Origin of the sequence: Bradyrhizobium sp. HKCCYLS3070, from assembly GCF_051167575.1 — a bacterium.
Classification (GTDB): domain Bacteria; phylum Pseudomonadota; class Alphaproteobacteria; order Rhizobiales; family Xanthobacteraceae; genus Bradyrhizobium.
This window is the reverse complement of sequence record NZ_JBNPTI010000001.1, coordinates 1,018,009-1,043,461: the sequence shown is the minus strand read 5'-3', so window position 1 is coordinate 1,043,461 and position 25,453 is coordinate 1,018,009. Positions and strand designations below refer to the sequence as shown.

General features: G+C 66.2%; 30 protein-coding genes and 1 pseudogene. 16 read left to right on the top strand and 15 right to left on the bottom strand.

Annotation, left to right across the window (positions count from 1 at the left end):
• Positions 1-109: 109 nt before the first annotated feature.
• The 4 genes from ACQR03_RS04810 to ACQR03_RS04795 form a co-directional block, all read right to left on the bottom strand.
• Positions 110-886, bottom strand: a complete 777-nt coding sequence (locus tag ACQR03_RS04810; RefSeq protein WP_315712277.1) for a DUF2066 domain-containing protein — start codon at positions 884-886, stop codon at positions 110-112.
• Between the two features lie 82 nt (positions 887-968).
• Complete coding sequence (locus ACQR03_RS04805; protein ID WP_315712278.1) at positions 969-1,265, bottom strand: copper-binding protein; 297 nt, start codon at positions 1,263-1,265, stop codon at positions 969-971.
• Between the two features lie 638 nt (positions 1,266-1,903).
• Entirely contained in the window at positions 1,904-2,110 is a 207-nt protein-coding gene (locus ACQR03_RS04800) for a hypothetical protein (RefSeq protein ID WP_434840988.1), read from the bottom strand.
• Positions 2,111-2,165: 55 nt separating this feature from the next.
• Complete coding sequence (locus tag ACQR03_RS04795) at positions 2,166-3,017, bottom strand: 3-hydroxybutyryl-CoA dehydrogenase (RefSeq protein WP_315751733.1); 852 nt, start codon at positions 3,015-3,017, stop codon at positions 2,166-2,168.
• A 441-nt stretch (positions 3,018-3,458) separates the two neighbouring features.
• On the opposite strand from ACQR03_RS04795, the gene ACQR03_RS04790 reads away from it, so the two are divergent.
• From ACQR03_RS04790 to ACQR03_RS04765, 6 genes and pseudogenes are all read left to right on the top strand, one after another.
• A complete protein-coding gene (locus ACQR03_RS04790) occupies positions 3,459-3,923 on the top strand; it encodes a DUF2231 domain-containing protein (protein ID WP_316173772.1) in 465 nt (154 codons plus the stop codon).
• Entirely contained in the window at positions 3,920-5,260 is a 1,341-nt protein-coding gene (locus ACQR03_RS04785; RefSeq protein ID WP_316173773.1) for a PQQ-dependent sugar dehydrogenase, read from the top strand. Before ACQR03_RS04790 ends, ACQR03_RS04785 begins: the two co-directional genes overlap by 4 nt.
• Before the next feature lie 38 nt (positions 5,261-5,298).
• Positions 5,299-5,496, top strand: a complete 198-nt coding sequence (locus ACQR03_RS04780; protein WP_315712282.1) for a hypothetical protein — start codon at positions 5,299-5,301, stop codon at positions 5,494-5,496.
• Between the two features lie 132 nt (positions 5,497-5,628).
• Entirely contained in the window at positions 5,629-5,835 is a 207-nt protein-coding gene (locus tag ACQR03_RS04775) for a hypothetical protein (protein ID WP_315712284.1), read from the top strand.
• A gap of 95 nt (positions 5,836-5,930) precedes the next feature.
• Positions 5,931-6,725 (top strand): DUF72 domain-containing protein, encoded by a 795-nt coding sequence (locus ACQR03_RS04770; RefSeq protein WP_315826941.1) that lies wholly within the window; start codon positions 5,931-5,933, stop codon positions 6,723-6,725.
• 42 nt (positions 6,726-6,767) lie between these two features.
• A pseudogene (locus ACQR03_RS04765) lies at positions 6,768-7,326 on the top strand (DUF4142 domain-containing protein).
• Between the two features lie 31 nt (positions 7,327-7,357).
• On the opposite strand, the gene ACQR03_RS04760 reads toward ACQR03_RS04765, so the two are convergent.
• The gene (locus tag ACQR03_RS04760; RefSeq protein ID WP_315826830.1) at positions 7,358-7,663 is read right to left on the bottom strand and encodes a hypothetical protein; all 306 of its coding nucleotides are present in this window, start codon (positions 7,661-7,663) and stop codon (positions 7,358-7,360) included.
• 442 nt (positions 7,664-8,105) lie between these two features.
• Here ACQR03_RS04760 and ACQR03_RS04755 point away from each other — a divergent pair, with 442 nt between their 5' ends.
• The 6 genes from ACQR03_RS04755 (at position 8,106) to ACQR03_RS04730 (ending at position 14,115) form a co-directional block, all read left to right on the top strand.
• The gene (locus tag ACQR03_RS04755; protein WP_315712288.1) at positions 8,106-8,843 is read left to right on the top strand and encodes a Crp/Fnr family transcriptional regulator; all 738 of its coding nucleotides are present in this window, start codon (positions 8,106-8,108) and stop codon (positions 8,841-8,843) included.
• 64 nt (positions 8,844-8,907) lie between these two features.
• Positions 8,908-10,974, top strand: a complete 2,067-nt coding sequence (locus ACQR03_RS04750; protein ID WP_434840987.1) for a sensor histidine kinase — start codon at positions 8,908-8,910, stop codon at positions 10,972-10,974.
• Positions 10,975-11,495: 521 nt separating this feature from the next.
• Positions 11,496-12,392, top strand: coding sequence for a hypothetical protein (locus ACQR03_RS04745; RefSeq protein WP_316164727.1), 897 nt, complete (start codon positions 11,496-11,498; stop codon positions 12,390-12,392).
• Positions 12,393-12,525: 133 nt separating this feature from the next.
• Entirely contained in the window at positions 12,526-12,732 is a 207-nt protein-coding gene (locus ACQR03_RS04740) for a hypothetical protein (protein ID WP_315712292.1), read from the top strand.
• Between the two features lie 106 nt (positions 12,733-12,838).
• The gene (locus tag ACQR03_RS04735) at positions 12,839-13,246 is read left to right on the top strand and encodes a hypothetical protein (protein WP_434840986.1); all 408 of its coding nucleotides are present in this window, start codon (positions 12,839-12,841) and stop codon (positions 13,244-13,246) included.
• A gap of 194 nt (positions 13,247-13,440) precedes the next feature.
• On the top strand, positions 13,441-14,115 hold the full coding sequence (locus ACQR03_RS04730; RefSeq protein WP_315712294.1) for an HAD family hydrolase: 675 nt from the start codon (positions 13,441-13,443) through the stop codon (positions 14,113-14,115).
• A 10-nt stretch (positions 14,116-14,125) separates the two neighbouring features.
• On the opposite strand, the gene ACQR03_RS04725 is transcribed toward ACQR03_RS04730, so the two are convergent.
• From ACQR03_RS04725 to ACQR03_RS04710, 4 genes are all read right to left on the bottom strand, one after another.
• A complete protein-coding gene (locus tag ACQR03_RS04725) occupies positions 14,126-14,962 on the bottom strand; it encodes an HD domain-containing protein (RefSeq protein ID WP_315712295.1) in 837 nt (278 codons plus the stop codon).
• Between the two features lie 340 nt (positions 14,963-15,302).
• Complete coding sequence (locus ACQR03_RS04720) at positions 15,303-15,692, bottom strand: cytochrome C (protein WP_315751740.1); 390 nt, start codon at positions 15,690-15,692, stop codon at positions 15,303-15,305.
• Positions 15,682-16,566: a hypothetical protein gene (locus ACQR03_RS04715; protein WP_315712299.1), complete on the bottom strand. Its 885-nt coding sequence runs from the start codon at positions 16,564-16,566 to the stop codon at positions 15,682-15,684. The genes ACQR03_RS04720 and ACQR03_RS04715 overlap by 11 nt, the downstream gene beginning before the upstream one ends.
• A 221-nt stretch (positions 16,567-16,787) precedes the next feature.
• Positions 16,788-16,970, bottom strand: a complete 183-nt coding sequence (locus ACQR03_RS04710) for a hypothetical protein (RefSeq protein WP_315712640.1) — start codon at positions 16,968-16,970, stop codon at positions 16,788-16,790.
• A gap of 207 nt (positions 16,971-17,177) precedes the next feature.
• Between ACQR03_RS04710 and ACQR03_RS04705 the strand changes: the two genes are divergently transcribed.
• Positions 17,178-17,411, top strand: coding sequence for a DUF6894 family protein (locus ACQR03_RS04705; protein WP_315712301.1), 234 nt, complete (start codon positions 17,178-17,180; stop codon positions 17,409-17,411).
• Positions 17,412-17,556: 145 nt separating this feature from the next.
• A complete protein-coding gene (locus ACQR03_RS04700) occupies positions 17,557-17,940 on the top strand; it encodes a hypothetical protein (RefSeq protein WP_315712303.1) in 384 nt (127 codons plus the stop codon).
• 13 nt (positions 17,941-17,953) lie between these two features.
• Here the strand turns inward: ACQR03_RS04700 and ACQR03_RS04695 are convergent, their stop codons facing one another.
• From ACQR03_RS04695 to ACQR03_RS04680, 4 genes are all read right to left on the bottom strand, one after another.
• Complete coding sequence (locus ACQR03_RS04695) at positions 17,954-18,880, bottom strand: 2-hydroxyacid dehydrogenase (protein WP_315751760.1); 927 nt, start codon at positions 18,878-18,880, stop codon at positions 17,954-17,956.
• On the bottom strand, positions 18,877-20,175 hold the full coding sequence (locus ACQR03_RS04690) for an ArgE/DapE family deacylase (RefSeq protein WP_315751741.1): 1,299 nt from the start codon (positions 20,173-20,175) through the stop codon (positions 18,877-18,879). The genes ACQR03_RS04695 and ACQR03_RS04690 overlap by 4 nt, the downstream gene beginning before the upstream one ends.
• 40 nt (positions 20,176-20,215) lie before the next feature.
• On the bottom strand, positions 20,216-21,505 hold the full coding sequence (gene gabT / locus ACQR03_RS04685) for a 4-aminobutyrate--2-oxoglutarate transaminase (RefSeq protein ID WP_316192638.1): 1,290 nt from the start codon (positions 21,503-21,505) through the stop codon (positions 20,216-20,218).
• Positions 21,506-21,625: 120 nt separating this feature from the next.
• Complete coding sequence (locus tag ACQR03_RS04680) at positions 21,626-22,513, bottom strand: LysR substrate-binding domain-containing protein (RefSeq protein ID WP_315712307.1); 888 nt, start codon at positions 22,511-22,513, stop codon at positions 21,626-21,628.
• A gap of 376 nt (positions 22,514-22,889) precedes the next feature.
• On the opposite strand from ACQR03_RS04680, the gene ACQR03_RS04675 reads away from it, so the two are divergent.
• Positions 22,890-23,138 (top strand): hypothetical protein, encoded by a 249-nt coding sequence (locus ACQR03_RS04675; protein WP_315712308.1) that lies wholly within the window; start codon positions 22,890-22,892, stop codon positions 23,136-23,138.
• A gap of 69 nt (positions 23,139-23,207) precedes the next feature.
• Here the strand turns inward: ACQR03_RS04675 and ACQR03_RS04670 are convergent, their stop codons facing one another.
• Positions 23,208-23,798, bottom strand: coding sequence for an NADPH-dependent FMN reductase (locus ACQR03_RS04670; protein ID WP_315826823.1), 591 nt, complete (start codon positions 23,796-23,798; stop codon positions 23,208-23,210).
• Between the two features lie 128 nt (positions 23,799-23,926).
• A complete protein-coding gene (locus tag ACQR03_RS04665; RefSeq protein ID WP_315712310.1) occupies positions 23,927-24,163 on the bottom strand; it encodes a hypothetical protein in 237 nt (78 codons plus the stop codon).
• A 363-nt stretch (positions 24,164-24,526) separates the two neighbouring features.
• Here ACQR03_RS04665 and ACQR03_RS04660 point away from each other — a divergent pair, with 363 nt between their 5' ends.
• Positions 24,527-24,985: a hypothetical protein gene (locus ACQR03_RS04660; RefSeq protein ID WP_315751744.1), complete on the top strand. Its 459-nt coding sequence runs from the start codon at positions 24,527-24,529 to the stop codon at positions 24,983-24,985.
• The last annotated feature ends 468 nt before the right edge of the window (positions 24,986-25,453 follow it).

Genomic DNA, 25,453 nt, shown 5'->3' with positions numbered 1-25,453 from the left:
CCCCTCCTGTCTGTTTGCCTGAGCGAGCTCGGGCGCGAGACTCTCGCGCCCCGCATGCGCGGCTCAGGCATCCGGTCCACGGGGATGGTTGCAGACTATCGCGGCAACCTCACGGCGCCCCGTTGTCGGAGAGGAGTTGCGCTGCTCCACCGAGAGCACGGCGAAATGCTTCGTCGAACGTCACGCCACGGAATTGCCACCGATCTTGCTTGCCAGCGCGATCGAGGCGCCATTGCGTGACCCAGCCCAGTTCGGCATCGTCCCAGGTGAGATCGCCAAAGAGCATGACATCAGCGCCGGGAAACCACGACGCAACCGCCGCGGGCTGGACATCGTTCAACTTGGTCCGCTCAATAGCGGCCTTCGAGACCTCGGAGGCGCTTGGCAGAGCGATCTCGAGTCCACGCTTGACGGCGGCTGCGCGCAGCGCGTCGCGCTGCAGATCGGACCTCCGGTCGTCGGATGCAACAAAGAAAGTACGACCGCCCGACGTCATCGCCACGATCACGGCAATCGACGGGCGCGGCGCCGGCCACGGCTTGATGTTCAAGCTCGCAAGCAACTGATCGATCCGCGCGCGATCGAATGACACAGTCAAGTCATATGGACGGTCGCGCGTGCCCTGCTCATCGTGCTTCGGCTTGCCCGACATCTGATCGTGATAATCGAAGCCGGTGACGAACTCCGCTGCCCGCGCCTCGAGTGGCGCGAGCCTTGCGTCGTTCCTGAGCTGAAATGCACCGGACACCTTGATCAGCACGTCTTCCAGACATGCTGCAAATGCCGCCCGGCGATTGTCCTCGCCCTGACCGGTCACGACCGTCTGCGCCTGGTACAGGTCGGTCGGAGCCGCATTCGCAATAGTGCAGGCCCCGACGACCATCATCGCCCAGAGCCCGAGACGCCATACGCCCCAACCGCGGAGAGCACCGCACTGCCTCATCGCGCCCTCGATCCGGCTATGTCGGCTATTTCTGCCGGTCGAGCTTGACGATCGTCGGTGTGGCGGCGTCGGACGTCGAGAACGTCACGCGATCGCCGGCGTGGATGTTCTCGATCATGGCATTGTCCTTGATCTTGAACTCCTGGGCCGCTCCGGCCGTGTTGGCGCCGACGGTCCCGTTGGGAACGCGCTTGATCGCGATCGTGCCGTTGAGACGGTTGATCCCCGTGACCATGCCCGCCGTGTCTTGCTCCGCTGCCAGAGCGGGCCAAGTCCCCGCAAACAGGGCGACCGTCGCCAGAGTAATGCCAACTGCTCTCATCGCTGTTCTCCTGCCTTGCTTCTCGCGGCAAACAAAACACCACGAATTCTTTGGTTCCCGGAACCTTCAGCTTCGTCGCTGACGACTTTGGGCCGTCTAACGCGCCACAATCAAATGCGCCGTGCAGCCCGTTTGTCGCCCCCAAGCACTACGCCTACATACAACATGCTGATCGTCTCCGCCGCTGCGGACGACGCGCGCTCGACCGGGCAATCGCGAACCTTCTTCGACCGACACGGCTCGGCCACCCTCATGTAGTGATTTGCACGGATTTGTCATCAGACCAGCGCGTGATCAAAGTTTTCCTGCACTCGCAGTATCGACGCCCCGTAACGCCGAATTCATCAATGCGTCAGGATGCGCCTTGACAGCACAGGCAGCCGGGAGGACGATAACCGTGTCGTCCAATCTCGGTGGCCGTTCCTGACGGCGCCGCGATGTCCGAACGACAACAACCCATCTGATTGCAGGGAGGTTCTATGACTCCACCTCCGTACCAGATCCGCTGAGTGCGACGGGACTCGCTTCGGACCATCGCATAGCGGCAAATCACGAACGGCACGCCGGGTCGCGGCTTAGTGGGCTGCATCAGCGAGGCATGGCCCCTTGCCCGCCCGGCGCTGTGCCGTCCCTCTGGATCACGTCAGCGCGAGCTTGGTAGCTATCTGCGGCTCGAGGCCCAATACTCGGGTTGATGGTTGATACTGCGCAACGAGAACATTGGAACGTGTGATCAGTCGATCGCGCGCAGCGATCAGTTGACCAATGGCAGCCGAGATATCCGCTCGCGGCATCGCCGCATTCCCAATGTCCCCGACCAATGTCCCCGAAACGAAATCCTTCATCGCCTGATGCACGGCGGGTGCAGGCGTCACCCGCCGCCGAAGCAATCTGCCGCAGCTACTTGCTGTAGTCGTAGAAGCCCTTGCCGGTCTTGCGGCCGAGCTGGCCTGCGGCCACCATCTCCTTCAGCAACGGCGCCGGCCGATACTTCGGATCGTTGAAGCCGTTGTAGAACACCTCCATCACCGACAGCATCGTGTCGAGACCGATCAGATCGGCCAGCGCCAGCGGACCGATGGGGTGATTGCAGCCGAGCTTCATGCCCTCGTCGATGTCGGCCGCGGTGGCAATGCCTTCCGAATACGCGAAGATCGCCTCGTTGATCATCGGGCACAGGATGCGGTTTACGGCAAAGCCCGGGCTGTTCTTCGCGGTGATCGCGACCTTGCCGATCCGCTTGGCGAAATCGGCGGCGGCCGCATGGGTCGCATCCGAGGTCTGCAGGCCGCGGATCAGTTCGAGCAGCGCCATCATCGGCACCGGATTGAAGAAGTGCATGCCGATGAATCGGTCGGGCCGGTCGGTGGCGGTGGCCAGCTTGGTGATCGAGATCGAGGAGGTGTTGGTCGCGATCAGCGCCTCGGGTTTCAGACCGGCAGAGAGGTCCTTGAGGATCTTGAGCTTCAACTCCTCGTTCTCCGTGGCGGCCTCGATGACCAGGTCGCAGTTCGACAGCTTCGCTTTGTCGGCGGTGCCGGTGATGAGCGACAACGCCCTGTCCTTGTCGGCGGTCGTCATCTTCTCCTTCTTGACCAGGCGATCGAGGCTGGAGCCCACCGTCGCCAGCCCGCGCGCCACGGCCTGCTCCGAGATGTCGACCATGACGACCGGAACGCCCGCGGCGGCGCACACCTGCGCGATGCCGTTGCCCATGGTGCCTGCTCCGATGATGCCGACCGTCTGAATCATTGCCGCTTCCTCTCAATCTCGTATCCGCGGGGACCGCCCCGTCCTGCGCCGTTGCTTAACAGGCTATCGGCCGGCCGGGTAGACCCAAGGCGGCGGGCTGAGAAGGGGCCGGCTGCCCCGCGGTTCGGCGGCATCGGAAGCGAACGGTCGCCCCGGGGTCCAAACGAAGAGCCGGCAGACAACTGGCACGGCGCCCAGCCAGAGCCAGCCGCCCGCACCCGCGCCGACGGCGCCGCGCAACGACGTGGCCGGCGACAGCGCGCGCGGCACCGGGCCGCTGAACAGGAGCCGCTGACCGACACGCCGGCACGGGCGACCGGGCGGCGGCGGCCGTCGCGTGACGTTGCGTGAGCGCCACGCCAAATCCCGTCGGTGTCATCGGAACACCTGTTGAGGCCGACGGTTCTCCACGCTGCAACAGGTCCAATCGAGGAGACCGCCGTGGCGACCGCCGAAACCACCCGACCATCCCTGGAGCCAACGGCGCAGATCGCGCGGCATCCGATCCACCCGATGCTGGTGCCGTTCCCTATCGTCTGCTTCATCGGAGCGTTCGTCACCGACATCGCCTATTGGCGGACCGCCGAAATCATGTGGGCCGACATCTCCGCCTGGCTGCTGCTGGTCGGACTGATCATGGGCGTGCTGGCCGGCATCGCCGGGCTCATCGACTTCCTCGGCAATCGGCTGATCCGGTCGCAGGCACCGACCTGGCCGCACATGGCCGGCAACCTCATCGCCCTGGTGCTGGCCTTCTTCAACAACTTGGTCCATTCACGCGATGCCTGGACCTCGGTCGTGCCGACCGGCCTCATCCTGTCGCTCGTCACGGTGCTGATCCTGCCCGTCACCGGCTGGCTCGGTTGGTCGCTCGTGTATCGTCACAGGGTGGGAGTCGCACGATGACGCCGTCCGGCTCCTCCCGCCTCGCGCCTCTGCTCACAGCCCTCCTGCTCGGAATATCCGCGCTTGGTCTCACCGCGTGCAACGAAGGTGGCGATCCGAACGCCGAGGTCGGCGCCAACGTCAAGCTGCCCGCATTGACGCAATACCTGTTGCCGCCAATGAACGTCGCCACGGTGGTCGGCTGGAAACAGGGCGAGAATCCCAAAGTCGCGCCGGGCCTGAAGATCGAGGCGCTCGCGACCGGCCTGCAGCATCCGCGCTCGCTCTACACGCTGCCGGACGGCGACGTCCTGGTGGTGGAATCGAAAGCGCCGCTCCCGCCGCCGGCGAAACGGCCGAAGGACCTCGTGATGGCTCTCGTCGAATCCTGGGCCACATCGGGCGGCGACACCGGAGCGAGCAACCGCGTCACATTGTTGCACGACGCCAATGGCGATGGCATTCCCGAGCAGCAGAGCGTGTTCATCGACCATCTCAATTCGCCGTTCGGGATCGCTCTGGTCGGCAACGATCTCTACATCGCCAACACCGACGCCATCGTTCGATATCCCTACACGCCGGGCGAAACCCAGATGAAGGATGCGGGCACGACGCTTGCCGCGCTGCCGGGCGGCCCGATCGATCATCACTGGACCAAGAGCCTGGTGGCGAGCCCCGACGGCCGGTTGCTCTATGTGGGCGTCGGCTCCAACAGCAACATCACCGAGAACGGCATCGAGGCCGAGAAGAACCGTGCCGCCATTCTCCAGGTGGATCGCACCACGGGACGCTGGCGGGTATTCGCGAGCGGCCTGCGCAATCCGAACGGATTGAGCTTCGAGCCGCAGAGCGGCGCGCTTTGGACGGTCGTGAACGAGCGTGACGAGATCGGTCCGGACCTCGTGCCCGACTACATGACCTCGGTGAAGGACGGCGGCTTCTATGGCTGGCCATACAGCTATTACGGCCAGCATGTCGATCCCCGCGTGCAGCCGCAGCGGCCGGACCTGGTCGAAAAGGCCATCGTCCCGGACTACGCGCTCAGCTCGCATGTCGCGCCGCTCGGCATGACGTTCTACACCGCCAGCGCACTGCCGCAGGCCTATCGCGGCGGCGCGTTCGTCGGCGAGCACGGCAGCTGGAACCGCACGCCGTTGAACGGCTACAAGGTGGTCTACGTCCCCTTCGATGGCGGCAAGCCGAACGGCGAAGCCCAGGACGTCGTGACCGGCTTCCTCAATGATCGGAACGAGGCGCGCGGCCGGCCGGTCGGTCTCGCCGTGGACAAGACCGGCGCCCTGCTGATTGCCGACGATGTCGGCAATACGGTCTGGCGCGTCACGGCATCCGGCGGCTGACGGCCTTCAGCCGAATGACGCGAAGAATGGAGGACGATATGGGACTGGCTCAATACGCCATCGTTGCAGTCGGCGATCATTGGAGCGTGCTGCATGACGGCAACGCCCATGGCGACTACGCGACCAAAGAGGCTGCGTTCGAATCCGCTGCATCAGCTGCGACGCTGGCCATCAAGCAAGGCCACGAGGTGCATCTCAGCGTTCCGGGCAATGACCCCGATCGCTCGAACAACTAATCAGCACCACAACACTCATCGTGGGTTCCGACGGGACCTCCAGGGATAGTGAAGTGCACGCTAACGTGTGTTAGCGACAGCCCCTCGGCAGGGCAGCAGACTCATGTTCGGAGGATCAACAGGAGTTTCGCCATGAAGGTCACCCGGAACCGGCGCAAGCAGACAGTGTCGTTCCGCCAGCGGCTGCAGCAGGCTGCAGCCGCTGCCCGCGAGGCGGCAGCACGTCTTCCCGCAGGCCCCGAACGCGACATCATGCTGAAGAAGGCGATGCAGGCGGAGACGGCGGCGCATATCAACGAGCTGTTGAGCGCGCCGGTGCTGCACGCCGCGGAGCGCTAGACCACGCGCCGTATCGTCTGCTGCGGCTCTGAAAGGAACCCGAACGCCATCACGACGCTTTGCTTTCGAGGTCTTGTCTCGGCGAGAGGACGATGATGGCCCGGGTCGTGATAGGCACATCGGGATGGCACTACGAGTCCTGGCGCGGCGCGTTCTTTCCGCCGGGACTGCTGATCAGACATCGGCTGCCCTACTACGCCAGCCAGTTCGAGACCACCGAGCTGAATGGCGTGTTCTACAGGACACCGACGGAAGCTGCCGTCCGCGGCTGGCGCGATCAGACCGGGCCCGATTTCGTTTTCGCCTGGAAGGCCTCCAAGTTCATCACGCATTGGAAGCGCCTGTCTGCGCGCTCGGTCAACAGCATCGCGCTGATGGAGAGCCGGCTGTCGCTGCTCGGCGACAAGGCCGGCCCCGTGCTGTTCCAGCTGCCGCCGCAATTCGAAGCGAATCCAGAACGGCTCGAGTCGTTTCTGCCGCTGCTGCCGACGCACCGGCGCTACAGCTTCGAATTCCGTCACCCGAGCTGGTACACACCGGCCATCATGCGCCTGCTGAGGGACGCGAACATCTCGCTCTGCCTGTCGGACCATCACGACGCGCCGGCGCCGTGGAGGCGCACGGCCGATTTCGTCTATGTGCGCGGCCATGGTCCGGGCGGCCGCTACAAGGACAACTATCCGGACGCGACACTCGAGGCCTGGGCCAAGCGCATGCGCGCCTGGGCGTCGCGCGGCATCGACGTCTACGTCTATTTCGACAACGACCAGAAGAGCGCGGCACCCGCCGACGCTCTGCGGCTACGTCGGCTGCTCGCGGCGTCTTCTCACCGGGCAGGCCGCGCAGCGCGCGCCAGCTCGTCCGAACATCGTGCACATCTCTCGGTTTAGGTCTGCAACCAACGAGAGGAACGATCCGCGCGACGCACACTCATCACGCTCGGCTGCCTGGTGCTGGCGGGCCCTTCCCTCGCCCAATCCGTCGGCGAAAAGACCGGGGTGAATTCGGCGCTCGGCATTGCGCCGATCACCGAGGACTTCGTCAAGCAGGTCGCCATCAGCGACATGTTCGAACTGCAAATTGAACCAGTTCGGCGAGCAGAAGGGCAACGCGCAGGAGAAGAGCTTCGCCGCGCAGATCGTCAAGGATCACACCAAGACTTCGACCGGGCTGAAGAGCATGGTCGAGAGCGGCAAGGTCAAGGTCCAGCTGCCCGCCGTTCTCGACAGCGCGCATCAGAGCAAGCTCGACAAGCTGAAGGCAGCGAGCGGCAAGGACTTCAGCTCGGATTTCGACGACATGCAGGTCAGCGCCCACAAGAACGCGGTGTCGCTGTTCGAGCGTTATGCGAAGGGCGGCGACAATCCGGCGCTGAAGGAATGGGCCGGCAAAACCCTGCCGGCCCTGCAGCATCATCTCGAAATGGCGCAGAACCTCGACAAGGGCAAGCGAGCGAACGATATGAGCGCTGGTCCGAGCTGGCCCTCATGATGTTCGGATGCTGTGCCGTGCAGTCCCGTCGTCAGGCGGCGCGGACGGAGGATTGCCGAGTTGATCGATGCTCGACTCGATCCGTACGCGATCGACCTCGATCCGGCCTTGCGGCGCGGTCGACCATCGCGCGCACGTCGGTGAGCTTTGCCTTGGCAGCGCTCAGTCCGTCGAAGATGGCTTGGCTGTCGGAGAGCGTCTCAACGGCCGCTTTCGCTTTGGCGAAGGCGGCGTCGGCCTGCTGCCCGGCCTTGTCGACGGACTTGATCGCTTCGGTTCTGCTCGCGTAGGCGCGATAGTGAGATACCAGCACCTCGCCCCCCGAGAACACAGGCAAGCGCCGTGACCGAGAGCATCGATGCCGCAAAGAGCTGACCGGCTCGCATTGATGCATTTCCAGTTGCTTGTTTTGATCAACCCAGAAGCCGGAACTAAGGGGGCCTTAACTACACAGGTTTCGCCGAGCGCCAGATCGTCGCGATCACGCATCGGGTCCCGTAATTTCACGGGCTTCGACGGTGATGCCGCATCAGATTTCATGAGAGTTCCACGACAGGGGCGCGAAGGACTGGTCGGACTCGCGCGATGTCGACCAGCTCAGAGCAACGCTGAGGGCAGGAGCATCGCCAAGATGCCGCAGCAATCCCCGGCCGCGGGCCGCACTTTGGTTCCGCGCGCAGGTGCAGAAAGATCAGCGGTCAACGCGGTATCATGCTAACATAAGTTATTGAAGTCGCACCGAATGGAACCCCAATAAACCAACTCGGGGGAACCACTCTTTGAGTCATCTGGTCCGCAAGCTCGAGAATTTCGTCCGCCTCTCTGCGGCCGACCGCCTGATGCTCAACCGCGCGGCGGCTCAACGGGTAAGGACCTTCGCGCCACGCACCGACATCGCGCGCGAAGGCGAGAAGCCCAAGGACGTGCATCTGATCCTGAACGGCTGGGCCTGCCGCTACAAGCAGCTCGAGGACGGCCGCCGCCAGATCGTCTCGTTCTTCCTGCCTGGCGATATCTGCGATCTCAACATCTTCATCCTGCGCGAGATGGACCATTCGATCGGCACCATCACGCCGGTGTCGATCGCCGACCTGCCGCGCGAGTTCTTCGACGAGATCAGCGCCGGCTATCCACGCATTGCGACGGCGTTCTGGTGGGAGACGCTGGTCAACGCCGCAATCCAGCGCGAATGGACCATGAATCTCGGGCAACGCACCGCGTCCGAACGCATGGCTCACCTGTTGTGCGAACTGTTCTTCCGGCTGCGCCTGGCGGGCCTGGCCGACGACAGCAGCTGTAGCTTCCCTCTCACCCAAGCCGATCTCGCCGAGGCGACAGGCCTGTCGAAGGTCCACGTCAACCGCACGCTGCAGGAACTGCGCGCCAGCAACCTGATCGTGCTCAAGGGCAAGATGCTGGTACTTCCGGACCTCGAGCGCCTGATGAGCGCCGGCCTGTTCAACGCGAATTACTTGCATTTGGACCGCGAAGGCCGTCAGCTCGACGCGAATGAGTGAGAGGTTCGGAGCGCTGGCGCTTGCGCTATGCTGACCGTGTCGGCACTCTGCCGGGGAAACGGCGATGGTCGAACAGCGCATGGTGGACGGACCCTTCGAGCAGGAGATCGTGCAGCGCCTCGGGCTGATGCCCAACCTGTTCAGGTCGGCGCCGTCAGCGCCTGAGGCGACCCGACAGCTCTGGCAGTTCGCCAAATGCGCCTATCTCGACACCCCGCTTCCGGCCCTTTTCAAGGAGCGGCTCGCCGTCCATCTGTCGCGCCTCAACCGCTCGCCTTATTGTCTGACCCGGCATTTCGGATTTCTGGTCGGATTGGGCAAGCCCGCGGGTGACTCGACGTCTCGCCCGGAGACAATCGATCGGGCGCGTCACCTGCTCGCGCGGCCGCTCGCGGATCCCGCGCGCGCCGCGGCGGCGCTCGACCGGCTTGAACTCGTCCAGCCCCCGCTCGACATCCCGGAGCCGGGCAGCGATGGTGAGGCGGACCTGTTCGAGGCCGCGTCGGTGCTGTTCATGCAGCGTGCTGATTCCGACCGCTCGCGGCGCGCAATCCGACATGCCTTCGGCAACACCAGGTTCGATCTGCTGGCGGCCTTCCTTGCCTATCTGCGCACAGCCCATTTCTGGGCCGATGTACACCTGCTTGCGATCGATTCGGACGTGCTTGCCCTCGCACAGACCGATCCCGAGCTTGCCGTCTGCCTCGGGTGCAGCGAGCTGCCGGAGGCAGGGCCGTCCGCACGGCAGCCGCATTCGAACGGCGGCGATCCCGGCGATCATCGGCTGCGCCGCCTCCTCGAGATCGATTCGGTCGGCGTGCTGTTCTTCGATCATGCAGCCGGCACCCTGATCGACGCCAACGAGGCCTTCTTGGCGATGACAGGCTATTCGCGCCAGGACATCGACAGCGGCGAGCTGACCTGGAAGAGCCTGACACCCCCGGAATGGATGCGCACCTCGAGCGACCAGATCGAGCTGCTGCGGCAGACCGGCCGGATCGGTCCCTATGAGAAGCAGTATTTTCGCAAGGACGGGGAACGCGCCTGGATGATGTTCGCCGGCCGTGACCTCGGCGACGGCACCCTGGTCGGGCTCGCGATGAACATCGACGACCGCAAGCGCACCGAGGCCGCGCTGCGCGACAGCGAGGCGCGCTTCCGCCAGTTCGGCGAAGCATCCTCCGACGTCGTGTGGATCCGCGATGCCGAGACCCTGCGCTGGGAATATCTCAGCCCCGCATTCGAGACGATCTATGGCGTCCCGCGCAGCGCTGTGCTCCGCGGCGACCATCTGGCATCGTGGACCGAGCTCATGCTGCCGGAGGACCGGCCCCGCGCCATCGAGAGCCTCGAGCGCGCCCGGCATGGCCAGCGCGACAGCCTGGATGTCCGTATCGTCAGCCAGCCGGACGACGTCACGCGCTGGCTGCGCATCCGTAGTTTTCCCATGGTCGACGAGCTGGGACGGGTGCAGCGCATCGGCGGCATCACCCAAGACATCACGGCGCTGGTCTCGGCCTCCGAGCACCAGAAGCTGCTGCTCGCCGAGCTGCAGCACCGCGTCCGCAACATGCTCGCCGTGATCCGCTCGATCATCCGCCGCACGGGCGACTCGAGCGACAGTGTCGAGGATTTCGCCAGTCACCTCGAAGGCCGCATCACTGCGCTGTCGCGCATCCAGGCGGTCGTCACGCGCGATCCCCTCGCCGGTTTCGATCTGGCCGAACTGATCGCCGATGAGCTGCGCGCCGGCGCCGCGCGCGAGGACAGGCAATTCTCGCTGTCGGGCCCCCAGGTGCGACTGAAGCCGAAGGCGGCCGAGAGCATCGGGCTTGCCATGCACGAGCTCGCGACCAATGCGCTGAAATACGGCGCGCTCACAGTGCCGCGGGGCTTCATCAGGATCGAATGGCGGCTCGATGAGCGCGACGCGGCCGACTGGCTGGTCATCGACTGGACCGAGACCGGCATGTCCGGCCGTCCGCTGGGTGCGCAGCGCCAGGGTTTTGGAACCGTGCTGCTGGAACAGATGCTGCCGTACGAGGTCGGTGCCCGCGTTGTCCGGCGCTTCGAGCCGAGCGGCCTCTGCTGCGAGATCCGAGTGCCCACGGGCGACATTCTCAAGCGTTGACGGGCCGATCGACGCTTCATTTCGCGGCACCGGTCGGTAACAATGGCCAGGATCTCGCCGGCACGGCGAAACGCCGTCGGCATAGCCTTCGCGGTGCATTCGGGGTATGCTCCGCCTGCGGCCAGAGGTGGAGGTCGCATGGGTCGCGCAACCGCCATGTCTTCGCCTTGGTTGGGGCGGATATGACCAAGTGTCGATGAGAATGGGAATCAGCAGAGCGTCGGCGCGACGGAACGATGATGGGACGTTCCCGAGCATGCGGCTCTGGCCAAGATGGATCACCGTGAACATGCAGATGCGTGGGCACGAGGGACAACCGGTATCCAGGTTCTGTGCTGATGCGGCCGGAGAGGCCGAGCGTTTCGTGGCGCAGTCGTCATCCGACGTTGGTGTCACGAAGCGTCAGTACGATGCAGCGTGAGTACGCGAAGCGTGGGTGCACGAGGCGTTGGTAGGACGACGCATCGGAACAGAGCCGAGCGCCGCCTGCGAGGCGGACGACAACGGAGGACGGAGCGTCAATGCTTGCAACGACGACCAAGGACGGCGATCAGCAGCCTCATGCCGTGATCGATCCCGAGATCGTGCTGGCGGCCCGCGCCGATCGCACTGCCGCCGAAGCGGACAGGCGCAGCTCGCAACGGCCACCGGACGTGCCCTCGCCGAAGATCGACCCTGACTACAGGACGCAGGCGACCAGCGACTTCGCGGTCACCGGAGAGCGCAGCACGTTCGCCACCTGGGCCGTGCGCACCATTCTGGCGGTGCTGTTCGCGGTCGGCAGCGCCGTCGCCGCAGCCGCCTGGCAGAGCTATGGAGACCAGGCCCAGGAGATGATCGCGCATTGGATGCCGCGGATCTCGCTGGCTTCGAACGCCGACAAGGATGCCGCGGCACAGCCAGCCGCGACCGCGCCCCAGCAGGCGGCCGCAGAAGCGCCGGCCGAGGCGCAGGAGCACGCAACGAGCGCGGTTGGCGCGACCTCGCAGGAGCAGGCGCAGTTGCTGCAATCGATGGCCCACGACCTCGCTGCCTTGAGCCAGCAGATCGGCGAGCTGAAGACGAGCCTCGCACAGTTGAAGGCCGGGCAGGAGCAGATGGTCCGCGACATGGCGCGGGTCGCCGAGGCCAAGTCCAGCGACAGGCCCACCGAGCGGCCGAGCGAGCGGACCGCGGAAGCACGGTCGTTCGATCCGCGCGCCATCGAGCAGACGATCCGGCCGCCGCGCCCGGCCGCGCGCCCTGCAACGGCGGCCGTGACCCCGGCACAGCCTGGTGCGGCAGCACCGCACCGGCCGCGCATGCCGCCGCCGGCCGCAACCAGCATGGCCCCTCCGCCGCCCGCCCCGATGCCGCTGCCGTCGGCGCCGGTCGATCCGGATCAGCCCGTGGTGCGCCCGCCAATGCCGGTGCGCTGAAGGATCCGCACAGGCGCCCGCGCTGGTCCGCGCCGATCGGCGCAGCGGTGATCGATGTCGTCGATCCACTTGTGGCGACGCGGCTTTCCGAGCTAAGGAACTGCGCCTGACAATGCGCATCCCCGAGGGGTTCATGAGCCTGACCGATCCGACCGTCCTGTCCGCCTCCGACCTCGCAGACCGCATCGCGATCCTGCGCGACAACATCCGCCAGATCACCGAGCAGGCCGCCTCGCAGTCGGGTGCCGCGGACGAGGAGCGCAACGCCGACCGCCTCGCGCAGCAGAGCGAGGAGCTCGACGTTCTGCTCAAGGAGCAGGAGCGGCGGCTGAACAAGTAGCCGGCGACCCCTTCGATCAATTCGCGCGTGCTGCACTGCGCTCGTTGTTGCCCGCGCTTCGCCCACAGGCTAGCCTCGCCGAAAACAAGCGGGAGGTAGCCAGAGAATGCGAAACGGTCTGCTTTACACGTCAACCCTTGCGGCATTGACCATTGCGTCATTGCTGGCGGCCCCGACACCGGGCAGCGCCGAGCCACGCCACATGTATACGACCATGGTACTGGAGGCGTTCGCCACCAAGGTCGAATGTCCCGGCGTCGATGTCGTCTATCAGGATCTGGTCCAGAAGGCGCAGGACATGAAGATGCCTGACGGCACGACCGAGAAAGTGCGCAAGGCGATCGCCTATATGCACACCGGCGGCAAGATGGGCGAGAAGCAGGACGACGAGCTGATGGCGGAGGTCGCCGTCGCCACGCAGGCCATCGACATGGATCAGCGCCGCCTCGGCATGACGAACTGGTGCGAGGAGCAGAAGAAGACGCTGGCCGGCTTCATCCGTCCCAAGGGCTGACCCCGGAGCGGCCGCGAGGCTGGCGGAAAGACCTCGCGGCGCGTTGCCGGCAATGGCCGAATGACGCGCCGGTCGTCGACCAGCGCACCGCCATAGCGGGCACCGGCACAGCCCTGCGGCGGGCAGGAACCCGGATGGCCGCTGCCGCTTGGCCTTGAGCTGCTACGCAGCAGACATCCAGCCCGGAGCGAGCCATGCGCATCGAAACCGCCTTCCTGTTCGACCTCGACGGCACGCTGGTCGACAGCGTCTATCAGCACGTGCTCGCCTGGAAGACGGCGCTGGATGCCGAGAACATCGAGCTCTCGGTCTGGCGCATCCACCGCAAAATCGGCATGAGCGGCGGCCTGTTCACCAATCAGTTGCTGCGCGAGACAGGTTTTGCCATCGAGCCCGAGCGGATCGAGCGGCTGCGGAAAGCGCATGCGGCGGCCTATCAGAAGCTCGGAGGCCAGGTCCGGCCCCTGCCCGGCGCCCGCGAGCTGCTGGGTTTCCTGACCGATGCCGGCATCCCCTGGGCGATCGCGACCAGCGGCAGAATGGAAACGGCGGCCGTCAATCTCGCCGCGCTCGGCGTCGATCCCAAGACCAGCGCCGTCGTGACCCGCGACGAGGTCCGCTACGCCAAGCCTGATCCCGACCTGTTTCTCGCCGCCGCCGCCCGCCTCGACGCGCCGATCGAGCGCGCGGTCGTGATCGGCGACAGCATCTGGGACATGCTTGCCGCAACCCGCTGCCGGGCGCTCGGCGTCGGCCTGTTGAGCGGCGGCTATGGCTCGGAGGAATTGCGCCAGTCCGGCGCCATCCGCGTCTACGAGGACCCGGCCGACCTGCTCGACCACATCGACGAGGTCGGCGGCCGGCGTTGACTCCAGCCAGTCAACTCTGCGGGCCCGACAGCGAGATGTCGCGTTCGGCGCGGAACACGTTGGCATAGAGGTTGGCGATCCACTGGCGCCCCGTCGATGTCATGTTGAGATAGCGGATCTCGGTCTGGATGTGCGGGGCGACGCTGTTCCAATAAAACTGCGGATAACGATTGACGATGTCGGCCGGTGACTCATAGCCGAGCTGCCGGTTGATGCCGACCTCCTCGAACTCGTGATACAGCGCGTTGGCCTTGCGGATGTAGTTGGGGTCGCCGAGCTGTCCGATCAGGTCGGCGGCGCGCACGATCGACTGCTCTTCGTCGAACTGCTGGCCGGCGAGCGGCGGAAAGCGCGTGCCCTCGATGGCGCGGGCGATGCGGTCCTTGTCCAGCGGCGCCATGCCTTCGATGCGGTTGATCACGTACAGCTTCGAGCGGTCGACGTGATACGGCATCAGGCTGGCATCGGAGGAGCCGCGCGGCAGGCAGATCTTGCGGCCGCCGCGATCGACGACGAAGCCATTGACATCGTCTTCCCTGAACAAGCCGCGGACATAGCCGATGTCGTGAAGCAGGCAGGCCAGGATGACGTGGACGTAGTCGTCCGCCGTCATGTGGCTGTGCAGCGCACGGCCGCGCAGGATCTCGTGGCCGGCCAACGTCACCAGCAAGGTGTGCTCGACGTTGTGATACAGCGCATCGCTGTTGCCGATGCATTCCAGCGCAATGCGCGCAGCTGCCGGAAGCATCTCCGTCAACTGGGTATGAGACGATCCGAAACGGCGTCGCATATAGGAGCTGAGGAAACGCTCCAACGCCGCTGCCGCGAGCTCCGGTAAGGTCATCATCGCCGCTGCCCCGCCTCAGACAGCCTAAACACAACGTCAAAAGACATAACGCCCGAAAACACAATCACGATAACGCGGCTCGTGGCACGACTGAGACGTCACGATGATCCGGCTCGGGACGGCCAGCTTCGCACGGACACGCGCGAGATCGGCCTCCCGGGGGCGTCGAGCACCTTGGCCGACGAGCATAGCCCAGGTCGAGGATATCGGCCACACCCGGACGGGCACACACCGGAAAACTGCGGGCCGAGCGGCTGCACCTGAGCAGCTCAAATTCGATCGCCGCGGCCCGTTCACCTCACGTGACGAGAGAGGCGGAGCGCGACGTGCAGCGCGATCGCTAACGTCCCCGCACCGGCAGCGGCGGCCGCGGCGGTCGTGTCTCACCACGATGGGCCGGGCGCCGCGAAGGGGGACGGCGGGCCGGCGCGGCTGCCGGCGCATCGACCGACTGCAGATAGGTGCTCAAGGCCGACGCGGCGTCGTCGCTGCTGGTGTAGTGCTTCTGCAGGAACAGATAGAGCGTCAGGCGAAAGCGCCCCTTGGCGAGCCCACGTGCCGAGCGATGACAGGTGGCGCAGCTGTCCGCAAACAGCCGCGCACCGGATTTGCCGGCATCGAGATTTTCCGCCCGTGCACCGCTGATGACAATCAGCAGCAGCACGGCCGATCCAACAAGCCTCAGCCGCGCTCCGGCGCGCCTGCGCGCGTGGACGCGCTCAGGCGACATCAGCCTGCGGGCTTTCCTCGGCCTGCGCACCCAGCGCATCGAGATCGACCAGCGCCGGATCGTCGGGCATCGGCTCGCTCTGCTGCTGTCCGCCGCCATGGACGTGCATCAGCGTCTGGACCCGGCGCGCGTTGAGATAGTCGACGTGCTGATGCGCCAGCGCCAGCGGCAGCAGGGCCTTGGGCAGCGCCGTCATGGTGAACGCGGCGACGCGCTTCACCTCCTCGCCCTCGCGCCAGGTCAGCGGGCTCAGCGTATAGATCATCTGACGGTCGGTCTCGGGCGCCGGCAGTTGCCGCGTCTCGGGCGGCGCCAGCAGGGCCACGTTGATGTTGCCGGCCCGCGTGCGGCTTGCGGCGGCGCGCAGCTCCCAGCAGATCAGCTCCGCGGCGGAGAGCACCTCGCGGCGGATGTCGTCGACATCGGACGCGAAACGGCTGGCCTCGCTCAGCGCCGCGCGGCCGCGCGTGACCGCATCGACGAGCGCCGCCGCACCGATTTCGAAGCGAGGAACCGCCTGCTCGATGGCGGTGGCGACGGCCTCGATGTCGTTGGCGGCGCGGTCGCGGTCGCGCTGCGCCACCGCGTCGGCGAAGGCGCGCTCCGCCAGGATGATCTGCTCGTCGCACTCGGCGACGGATGCGCGCAGCGCCTTGGCCTTCTGCTCGACGGCCTGCATCTTGGATTCGGCACGATCGAGCTGCCCGTTGCTGGCGCCGGCTTTGGCAAGCCGCTCCGCGACGACGCGCTTCTCGTCCAGCGCCGCCTCGGCCACGCGGAGACGGTCCGTCAGCCGCTGCCGCGCGGCCTGCTTGTCCTTCAGCGCACGCTCGAAGATCTCGACGGGGCTCAGCTCACGCTTGAAGAAGACCATGGCAATAATCCCTGGACGGCGGGCGCGCCGGCAACGTTGGTCAGCGGCGAATCCACTGCCGAATCATGTTGCCCGATTCTTGCGTGGAAAATGGGTCGGAAACCAGGATGAGATGCGGCACACGTTCCCTTGACGGAACGTATCCACCGCCGGCTGGTGCGGAGCAGAGTCGGCGGATCCGACGGACCGCGCGGCGATATTCGGTAAAATGGAATCCGATGTCAGCTCTGATGCGGACCGCGCATCATCCTCATGGCGTCCGCGATGTGGCGCCATTCGCGGGCCTCCTCGGCCTCGCCACTGGCTTCGCATTGCTGCGCCTTCTGCGCAGCCTGCGCGACGGCCGAGGCGCCGTGCATCTCGAGCATCTGCCGGGCGATCGCGTGGATCTGGACTTCAGACATCATGTCGAGCTCCTGTCGCCGGATCGAATGGTTCGCGACAACTTCCTCTGCGCCGATGCGTTCCGTGAGCTGGATCACTGCACGTCCGGTTCCACCGGCCCAGACTGCGCCCCGTAATTTACCTTACGTGATCAATCCGATTTCGCGCGCGCCGCCACGCTGTTACTTCTGACTGAGATTCGCCGGAGGGCGATTGAGGAGACGGACATGACGCAGGTCTTCTTCCACTGCTCCAATCCCGATGAGTTCCTCGTCGATCGGCGTGGAACCGCGGTCATCGATCTCGCCGAGGCCTGTGATCACGCCGAGCGCGTCATGCAGTCGCTGATCTCGTCCGAGAGCGAGGAGGATTGGCGCGACTGGGTGCTGCACATTTCCGACGATCTCGGCGAGGAAATCATCGCCATGCCATTCACGTCGGTGCTCGGCCCGATGCATTGAACGGAGCTGCGCACTGCGCCCTCCCCGGCGCTGAGACATTGTGTCCGCATTAGGGTTACCGGCTTCCTTACAAGTTCCGCTCCTCGCATTCTTCTCGCCACATTTGTCCGCCATTTCGGCGCTGTTGCGACGGAGGGGACATCTCATGACCAGACTGCTGACGGCCGCGGCCTTGGCGCTGACATTGACGGCATCGGCGGCGATGGCCGACGAGCACCGCGGCGGCGATGCCGCACTGGGCGCCTTGTCGGGCGCCGTCGTATTTGGACCGGTCGGGGCCGTTGCCGGCGCCGTCGTCGGCTATACCGCAGGTCCTTCGATCGCGCGCTCCTGGGGCTTCCGCCGCTCGCGTGCAGCCCGGTCGCAGCAGGTTCGGCGTCCGGTCAGGGACAGCCAGGCTGCGATGACCGAGTCTCAGCAGCAGCCGCAGGCCGCGCCGCGCAGCGCACCCCCGCCTGCACGGACCGTCGCTGTCGCTCCGCCGGCGCCGCGCGGCCCGGTCGCGCCGCCGGTGCAGACACTCGAGTAGACACGCTGGTAAATCAGTAGCCGCGGGCGCGATCGACGACGTTCCGCAACGTCTCTCCGCGCAGCAACCGCCGCGCATTCTCCGCGACCTGCTGCGCGATCACCTCCCAGGAGGCGATCGCCGCCATGTGCGGCGTCACCAGCACGCCCGGCTCGCGCCACAGCGCATGGTCCGCGGGCAACGGCTCATGCGCGAAGACATCGAGCACCGCGCCGCGCAGATGGCCGCTGCGAAGCAGCGCGACCAGATCCTCCGTCACCAGGTGCTCGCCGCGGCTGCACAGGATCAGCGCGGCGCCCTTGGGCAGCCGGCCCAGGCGCCCGGCATCGAGCAGGCCCTCGGTCGAGGCCGTCAGCGGCAGCAAGCAGATCAGGATCTCCGTCTCGCCGAGGAAGGCGTCGAGCGCATCGGCGCCGCCATAGGTCCGCACACCGGCGAGCGCCTTGGGCGAGCGCGACCACGCGCTCACCGCGAACCCCAGCTCGACGAGACGGATCGCCGCCGCAAAGCCGAGCTCGCCGAGACCGAGAATGCCGACCCGGCGGTCCTTCGCGGCGCGCTGCTCGTAACGCCGCCACACGCCGTTGCGCGCATTGCTGACGACGCGATCGAAATCGCGGTGGAAATACAGCGTCCCCCACAGCACGAACTCGGTCATGGCCGCGGAGATATCGGGATCGACGATCCGGCACAGCGGCACGTCCGGCACGGTCGGATCGGACAGGATGTTGTCGACGCCCGCTGCGATCGAATGGATCAGCTTCAGCTTCGGCATCGCCGCCAGCGCGCCGGGCTCCGGCTTCCAGCACACGGCAAGGTCGGCGTCGCGTGCCGCCGACTCCGGCCATGACGCGACGGTCACGCCCGGCAGCTCGCGCGCGAGCAGCGCCTGCATCGGATCCATCAGTCCGGGACGGCTGAGGAGCGCGACCGTGATCATGCCGGCCGCAGTCCGCACCATTGCGCGACGAACATCGCGATCGACAGCGTGGTCTTGCGCACGCTGTCGAGATCGACACGCTCGTCGAACGCGTGCGGACCGATGCCATAGGGCCCGTAGCACAGCGCCGGGATGCCATAGTCGACCTGATAGTAGCGGGTGTCGTTGACCGCCGTAGAGAGCCGCACGTCGAGCGGCTTCTCGAATACCCGTGCATGTACCTCGGCCAGCGCCGCCTCGGCGGCGCTGCCGGGCTCGCACACCGCAGGATCGGCCTGGAAGCCGCTCCACACCAGCTCGACCGGATTCTCCGACAGGAAGCTGTCTGCGGCCTGCGCCTTCGCGAGACACTGCTCGATGCCGGCCATGGCCTGCGCCGGCGTCTCGCCCGGCAGCACGCCCAGCCGGCAATCGAGGTCGCACCAGGCCGGCGTCGAGCTCGCCCAGTCGCCGCCCTTGATGATGCCGACGTTGAACTTGATCGGATCCTTGACCGCAGCGAACCAGGCGTTCGACTTGGCACGCGCGTTGATCTCTTTCGTGTGCTCCTGGAAGGCGCGGATCAGATGCATCGCCGAGAGGATCGCATTGGTGCCGGTCTCGGCATAGGCAACGTGGACCGGCGTGCCGCGGACGCGCAGCCGGAACCAGATGGCGCCGACCTGCGCGCGGGTCAGCGTGTGGCCGGTCGGCTCCGGGATCAGGCAGGCATCCGCCGTGTAGCCGCGCATCAAGGTCGAGAGCGCGCCGTTGCCGGTGCTCTCCTCCTCGGTCACGGTCTCCAGGTGAATGCGTCCGTCCGGCACGAAGCCGGCGGCCTTGATCGCGTCGAGCGCGAAGATCATCGCGGAGACGCCGGCCTTCATGTCCTGCGCGCCGCGGCCGATCATCCAGCCGTCGCGCACGATCCCCTCATAGGGTGGATCGTCCCAGAGATCGGTCGGCCCTTCCGGCACGACGTCGATGTGGCCCTGCAGAATCAGGCTGCGGCCCTTGCCCGCGCCGTCGAGCGTCGCCACCACCTGCTGCGAGCCGTCGAGCGCGATGCTGTCCATCGGCGCCGCCTTGGGATGGCGCATCAGGTCGACATCCTCGAGGCTGAAGCGGTCGACCTGATAGCCGCGGGTCGCGAACTCGCGAGCCAGCCAGTCCTGCGCCGGCGCCTCCTCGCCACGCAGGCTGCGGAACTGGACGAGTTGCTGCAGGAAGGCGACCTGCTTGGCGAAGTTGGCATCGACAGCGGCGGCGAGCCGCTCCATCACGTCATTCGGCACAGCCGCCGCAGCGTCGGTCACGTCTCAAACCTCCAGCCTTCCAGTTCACCTCGGCCACGCGTCAGGCGGCCAGGCACTTCTCCAGGATCGCGAGCCCTTCGTCCACGATCTCGTCGGACGCGGTCAGCGGCACCAGGATGCGGATGGTGCTCGCGGTGACGCCGCAGGACAACAGGATCAGTCCGTTCTCGTGCGCCACGCGGGTCACGCGCTTGGTCATTTCGGAATCCGGCTCGTCGCTGCCGCGCTGCTTCAGGATATCGAATGCAACCATCGCGCCAGGACCGCGCGGCCCGGAAACCGGAACCAGGTTGTTGGCGCGCGAGAAGCGCTCGATCGCCGCGCGCAGCCGCTCGCCGATCGCATTGGCGCGGTCGAGCAGCTTCTCCTGCTCGAACACGTCGAGCACGGCGAGCGCCGCCGCGCAGGCCAGCGGATTGCCGCCATAGGTGCCGCCGAGGCCGCCCGGCTCCGCGGCGTCCATGATTGCGGCACGTCCGATCACGCCGGACAGCGGCATGCCGCCGGCGAGACTCTTGGCGACGCAGATCAGGTCCGGCTGCACGTCGTAGTGCTCCATCGCGAACATCTTGCCGGTTCGGCCGAAGCCGGTCTGCACCTCGTCGGCGATCAGCACGATGCCATTGCTGTCGCAGATGCGGCGCAGGCCGCGCATCAGGTCCGGCGGCGCCTGGTGGAAGCCGCCCTCGCCCTGCACCGGCTCGATGATGATGGCCGCGACCTGCGAGGCGTCGATGTCGGCCTTGAAGATGAAGTTGATGTAGGACAGCGTATCCTCGACCGTCACGTTGCTGCCGGAGATCGGGAACGGCGCGTGCCAGACGCCTGGCAGCGGCGGCCCGAAATGCTTCTTGTACGGCATCACCTTGCCGGTCATCGCATTGGCGAGCGCGGTGCGGCCGTGGAACGCGCCGGTGAAGGCGATGATGCCGCTGCGCCCCGTGGCCGCGCGCGCGATCTTGATGGCGTTCTCGGTCGCCTCCGCGCCGGTCGTCAGCAGGATCGACTTGGCCGGCCCCGAAATCGGCGCCAGCGCGTTGAGCCGCTCGCTCAGCCGCACATACGGCTCGTATTGCAGCACCTGGAAGCAGGTGTGGGTGAAGCGGTCGAGCTGCGCCCGGATCGCGGCAACGACATGCGGATGGCAGTGGCCGGTGTTGAGCACCGCGATGCCGCCGGCAAAGTCGACATAGCGCTTGCCCTCGACGTCCCACACCTCGCTGTTGAGGGCGCGGTCAGCAAACAACGGCGTCGCATAGCTCACGCCCCGGACGACGGCCTCGTGTCGTCGCGCCAGCAGGTCTTCGTTCGCAGCCGAATTCGCAACCATGGCTCAACTCCTCGTGGGAAAATCGAGCCGCAGGCTACGCCGAGAGCCGTCGCGATCAATCAGCTTGTTCCCGACGACAGGTGCCTGCAATGCACCGGACCCAGCGGGACGAGCGCGCAGCTACGCGGCGAGCACATTCTTCAGCCAAGCCCGCAGCGCGACGATCGCGGGCTCGTCCCAGCGCTCCCGCAGCGCGACGAGCTGATAGGCTCCCATGTGGAGTGCCGAGGGGATCACCTCGACCAGCGCACCGCTGCGCAGATCATCGGCGACCAACACCTCGTTGGCGAGCGCGACGCCCTGGCCGAAGCGGGCGGCTTCGATGGCGAGATGCGCGTGCCACAGCCGCTGACCGCGCAACGTGACCGGCTCCCGATACCCCGCCAGCTCGAACCATTGCTCCCATTGCGCGGTGGATTCCTCGTGGATCAGCGAGGCCCTGGCGAGGCCCGGGAGTGTCGCGATCGCCGGAAACCTTGCCAGATAGGCCGGGCTTGCGACCGGGAATACGCGTGGGCGCACCAGCTCCTCAGCGACCAGGCCGCCGCTCCGGTCGACCGCTTCGGCATAGACGATCTCCGCATCCGCTTCGCCGCGCTGCAAATCGGGGTGCGCCAGCGTCGGCTGCAGATTGATGTCCCAGTTGCGCGGCGGGCCGCTCAGCTCGGGCAGCCGCGCCAGCAGGCGGCGATTGGCGAGGCCCGGAATGCACCAGATGTTCAGGGTCGGACGCGCCACGGGCCGCACCGAGATTGTCGCGCGGGCGATGATGTCGAAGGCCTGGCTGACCTCGGCATGAAACTGACGTCCGGCCTCGGTCAGCGCGAGGCCCCGCCCCTCCGCCCGCACCAGCGCCACGCCCAGACTGCGCTGCAGATTTTGCAGATGGCGCGAGACCACGGTGTGGCTGACCGCGAGCTCGTCGCCGGCGGCGCGCACGCTGCCCTTGCGGCCGACGGCCTCGAAGGCACGCAGCGCGATCAGGGAGGGCAATCGGGGTCTCGTCATGCTCGCACAGTTCTCAGCCTGCGCGATCTCCCTCCCGCCCTGAAGCGGAACCGCCGCGATCCGTGATCGCGCGGCTGATGTCGGAGCGCCGGCTGCCATGGCGGCGTCCGTTGTCCGCACAAGGCGTTCCGGGCGGAGCGCCGCATCGCGGTCACGAGGGCGCTTGCGCGCGTCACGCCGCTCTTAGCGTCAGCATTGGCGCAACGCCAGCCCAGAGAAAGCCACGCGCGCGGCCGGGAGCTCCGCGGACGTCTTAACGAGGCAGGCCACGTCGCAAACGATCCTTAAGCCTCCCGCCATGGCAGGCGCCATTTGCCTAAAAGTTTCCACAATTCGACTTTGAATCGAGAGTGCTTCGAGCAGGAGAACCCCCAAGATGCGGATCAGCCAAATGATCTACGTCGGTTCGCTGGCAGCCCTCGTCGCGACGGCCGCCCCCGCACTGGCGAAAAGCTCCCAGACGCCCAAGCCGGATGATCAGACCACGTCGTCCCTGCCGTGCCGCGCCTACCAGCAGGCCCCCGACGGAACCTGGATGGAGCGGCCATGTCAGGGCCAGGGCGCAAGCGCCCCGGCGCGTCAGCGCGCGGTCACCAACGGGACCGGCAGCGCCGAACAACGTTAGCGGATCTGGTTCGCGGACGTGGCGCAAGAGCCGGAGCGCTTGCGCTCCGGCCTGCACTGATGCCCGCGCTCAGTAAGGTGGCGCCCGGCGCGCCCGCTGCTCCCTGCCCGCCTCGACCCACCACAAGAGATCGTCGGCAAAACGCGGAAACGCGCGTTCCAGCGACTGGCCGGAATCGCCGGTCGGCCTGCCGTCGGCGGACAGCGCCTGACCGATCGGGCCGACGGCAAGCGTGCTCGACACCACCACCATGCCCATCTCCGACAACGTGCCGTGCCACGCCGTGGCGGCCCGGGCCCCGGAGAGCCGGCCGGCGGAATAGCTCGCGATCGCCGCCGGACGCCAGAACCATTCCTCGAGAAAGTGGTCGGTGAGGTTCTTCAGTCCCGGCTGCATGCCCCAGTTATATTCGCCAGTGACGAACACGAAGCCGTCGGCGGCACGGATCTTGGCCGCAAGCTCGGCCATGGCCGCTGGCGCCTGGCCGGGCGGATATTCCTTGTACATGCGGTCGAGCATCGGCAGGCCGACCGCCTTGGCGTCGATCAGCTCGACGTCCTGGTCCTTGGCGCGCAACCCGTCCACGACGAATTGCGCGAGCCGGATGCCCATCCGGTCGGAGCGATAGGAGCCGTAGAGGACGAGGATGCGGAAGCTCATGGCGGGTCAACTCCTGGCCGGACGATCCGCGCCAGACTACCACGCCGTCATGTCATGGAGGTCATTATGGTCACGCCGCAGATCGATGGACCGGCGGCGCGTGGTTGCAGAAACGAGACGAGGCAGGCTCAGCGCGTCACCGTGGCCGAAGCGGAGCGCTCGGATGGCCGGCCGAACACGCTGCGGCAGCCGTCGCTGAGGCTGGCGCGCTGCTTCATCATGCAGGCAATGATGCGGTCGCGATCGGGAATCTCCGACGAGCACAGCCGGAACACGTCGCCCGTGCACAGCCGCCGCTGGTCGTCCTCCGTGAAGGCATGGCCCGCGCGCGGGCTGGCGACCATCGCCAGCGCAAGCCCTGCCATCGCCACATTCCAATTCCGCATCCTGAACAGATGAGTTCGCATCGCCGTCCCCAATTCGCCCGCTGTTTGTCCGGTTCACCCGCTGCTTTCGCTGATGTCGCGAAGCAGTTGCCGCCGCAGAATCAAATGATGACACGTCGCGGCGCGCCTTCAACAAGCGCTCTCGTTCCTGCACCACAATTTTGCGGCCTGTTGCATCTTCGACTCCTTTTGCGCTGCCGGAACCCGTGAGACGCCGCCAAATTGTCATTAGGCGAACGCAATCCGGCCCAGCCGCGCTCACACTCTCACGGCGTAGTGGCGGCGTCCTGATGGTGCTTCGGACCATCACGTGTCCCGAGTTCAGGTGTGGGAGTCAGGTTCATGGCGTACACGATGGTGGCTGAGCGGGAGCAGCAGACAATCCGCAAGCAGCGCGAAAGCGCCCTCATCGTTCTCGCCAACGCACAGGTGATGGAGGCGGAAGGCTGGCAGGTCGTCATCACCGACGAGGACGGCAACAGCATGCCGCTCGCCGAGTTCGAAGCTGGCATCTCGCAGAAATTTTCGTCCTGGTACAAGGCCAAGCAGCGGCCGGTGGTGCCCACCACCATTCCCGCCCCCAACCTGTTCTCGACGCCGGCCAATGACGACGCCGGGCCGGAGGCCGTCGTGGCCGCCGAACTCGCCGCCGAGCAGGTCGAGACGGCCGAGGTCCAGGAGGCTCCTGTCCAGGAGATCGCCGAGGACGATTTCGAAACGGCCGAGACCGCCAACGCTCCGACGGCCGAGAAGGCCGAGCGCGAGGAGATCGCGCTCGACGCCGCCGAGATGGCCGACTGACGCTGCGGCCGCGCCGCAGCATCAGCGAGAGTCACTCGCCGCCTTCGTAGAACAGCTCCAGCGGCAGCCCGGCCTGGGCCTCGCCGATCCATTCCCGTGCAATGATGTTGGACGGCCCAGCGCGTGCATCGCGGCATGCAGGCGAAGACCATCCCCGGTCGTTTCGCGTGGCGCGGATCGAGCGTGCTTCGGCCTGTCGTCGCTTCCTCGCGCGATCAGCGTGCGCCGGGCGACTAACAAACATGTTCGCCCCGCGGCTCTCGGTCGAACAACGATCATCGGAACGAAGCGACCATCTGCCCGTCGGGCAAATCAAGGCGCATTTCCATCTCGCGGCGTCACCTCCAGGGCCTGAATCGGCAGCAACGGCGGTGCGCGCGGAAACGATTTTCCGCAGGCCCATCAAGCTGATTTGGCCTGTCCAGTCCCGCCGCCAAAAATATTCTGCTTTTCCTAAATCTAATTCAG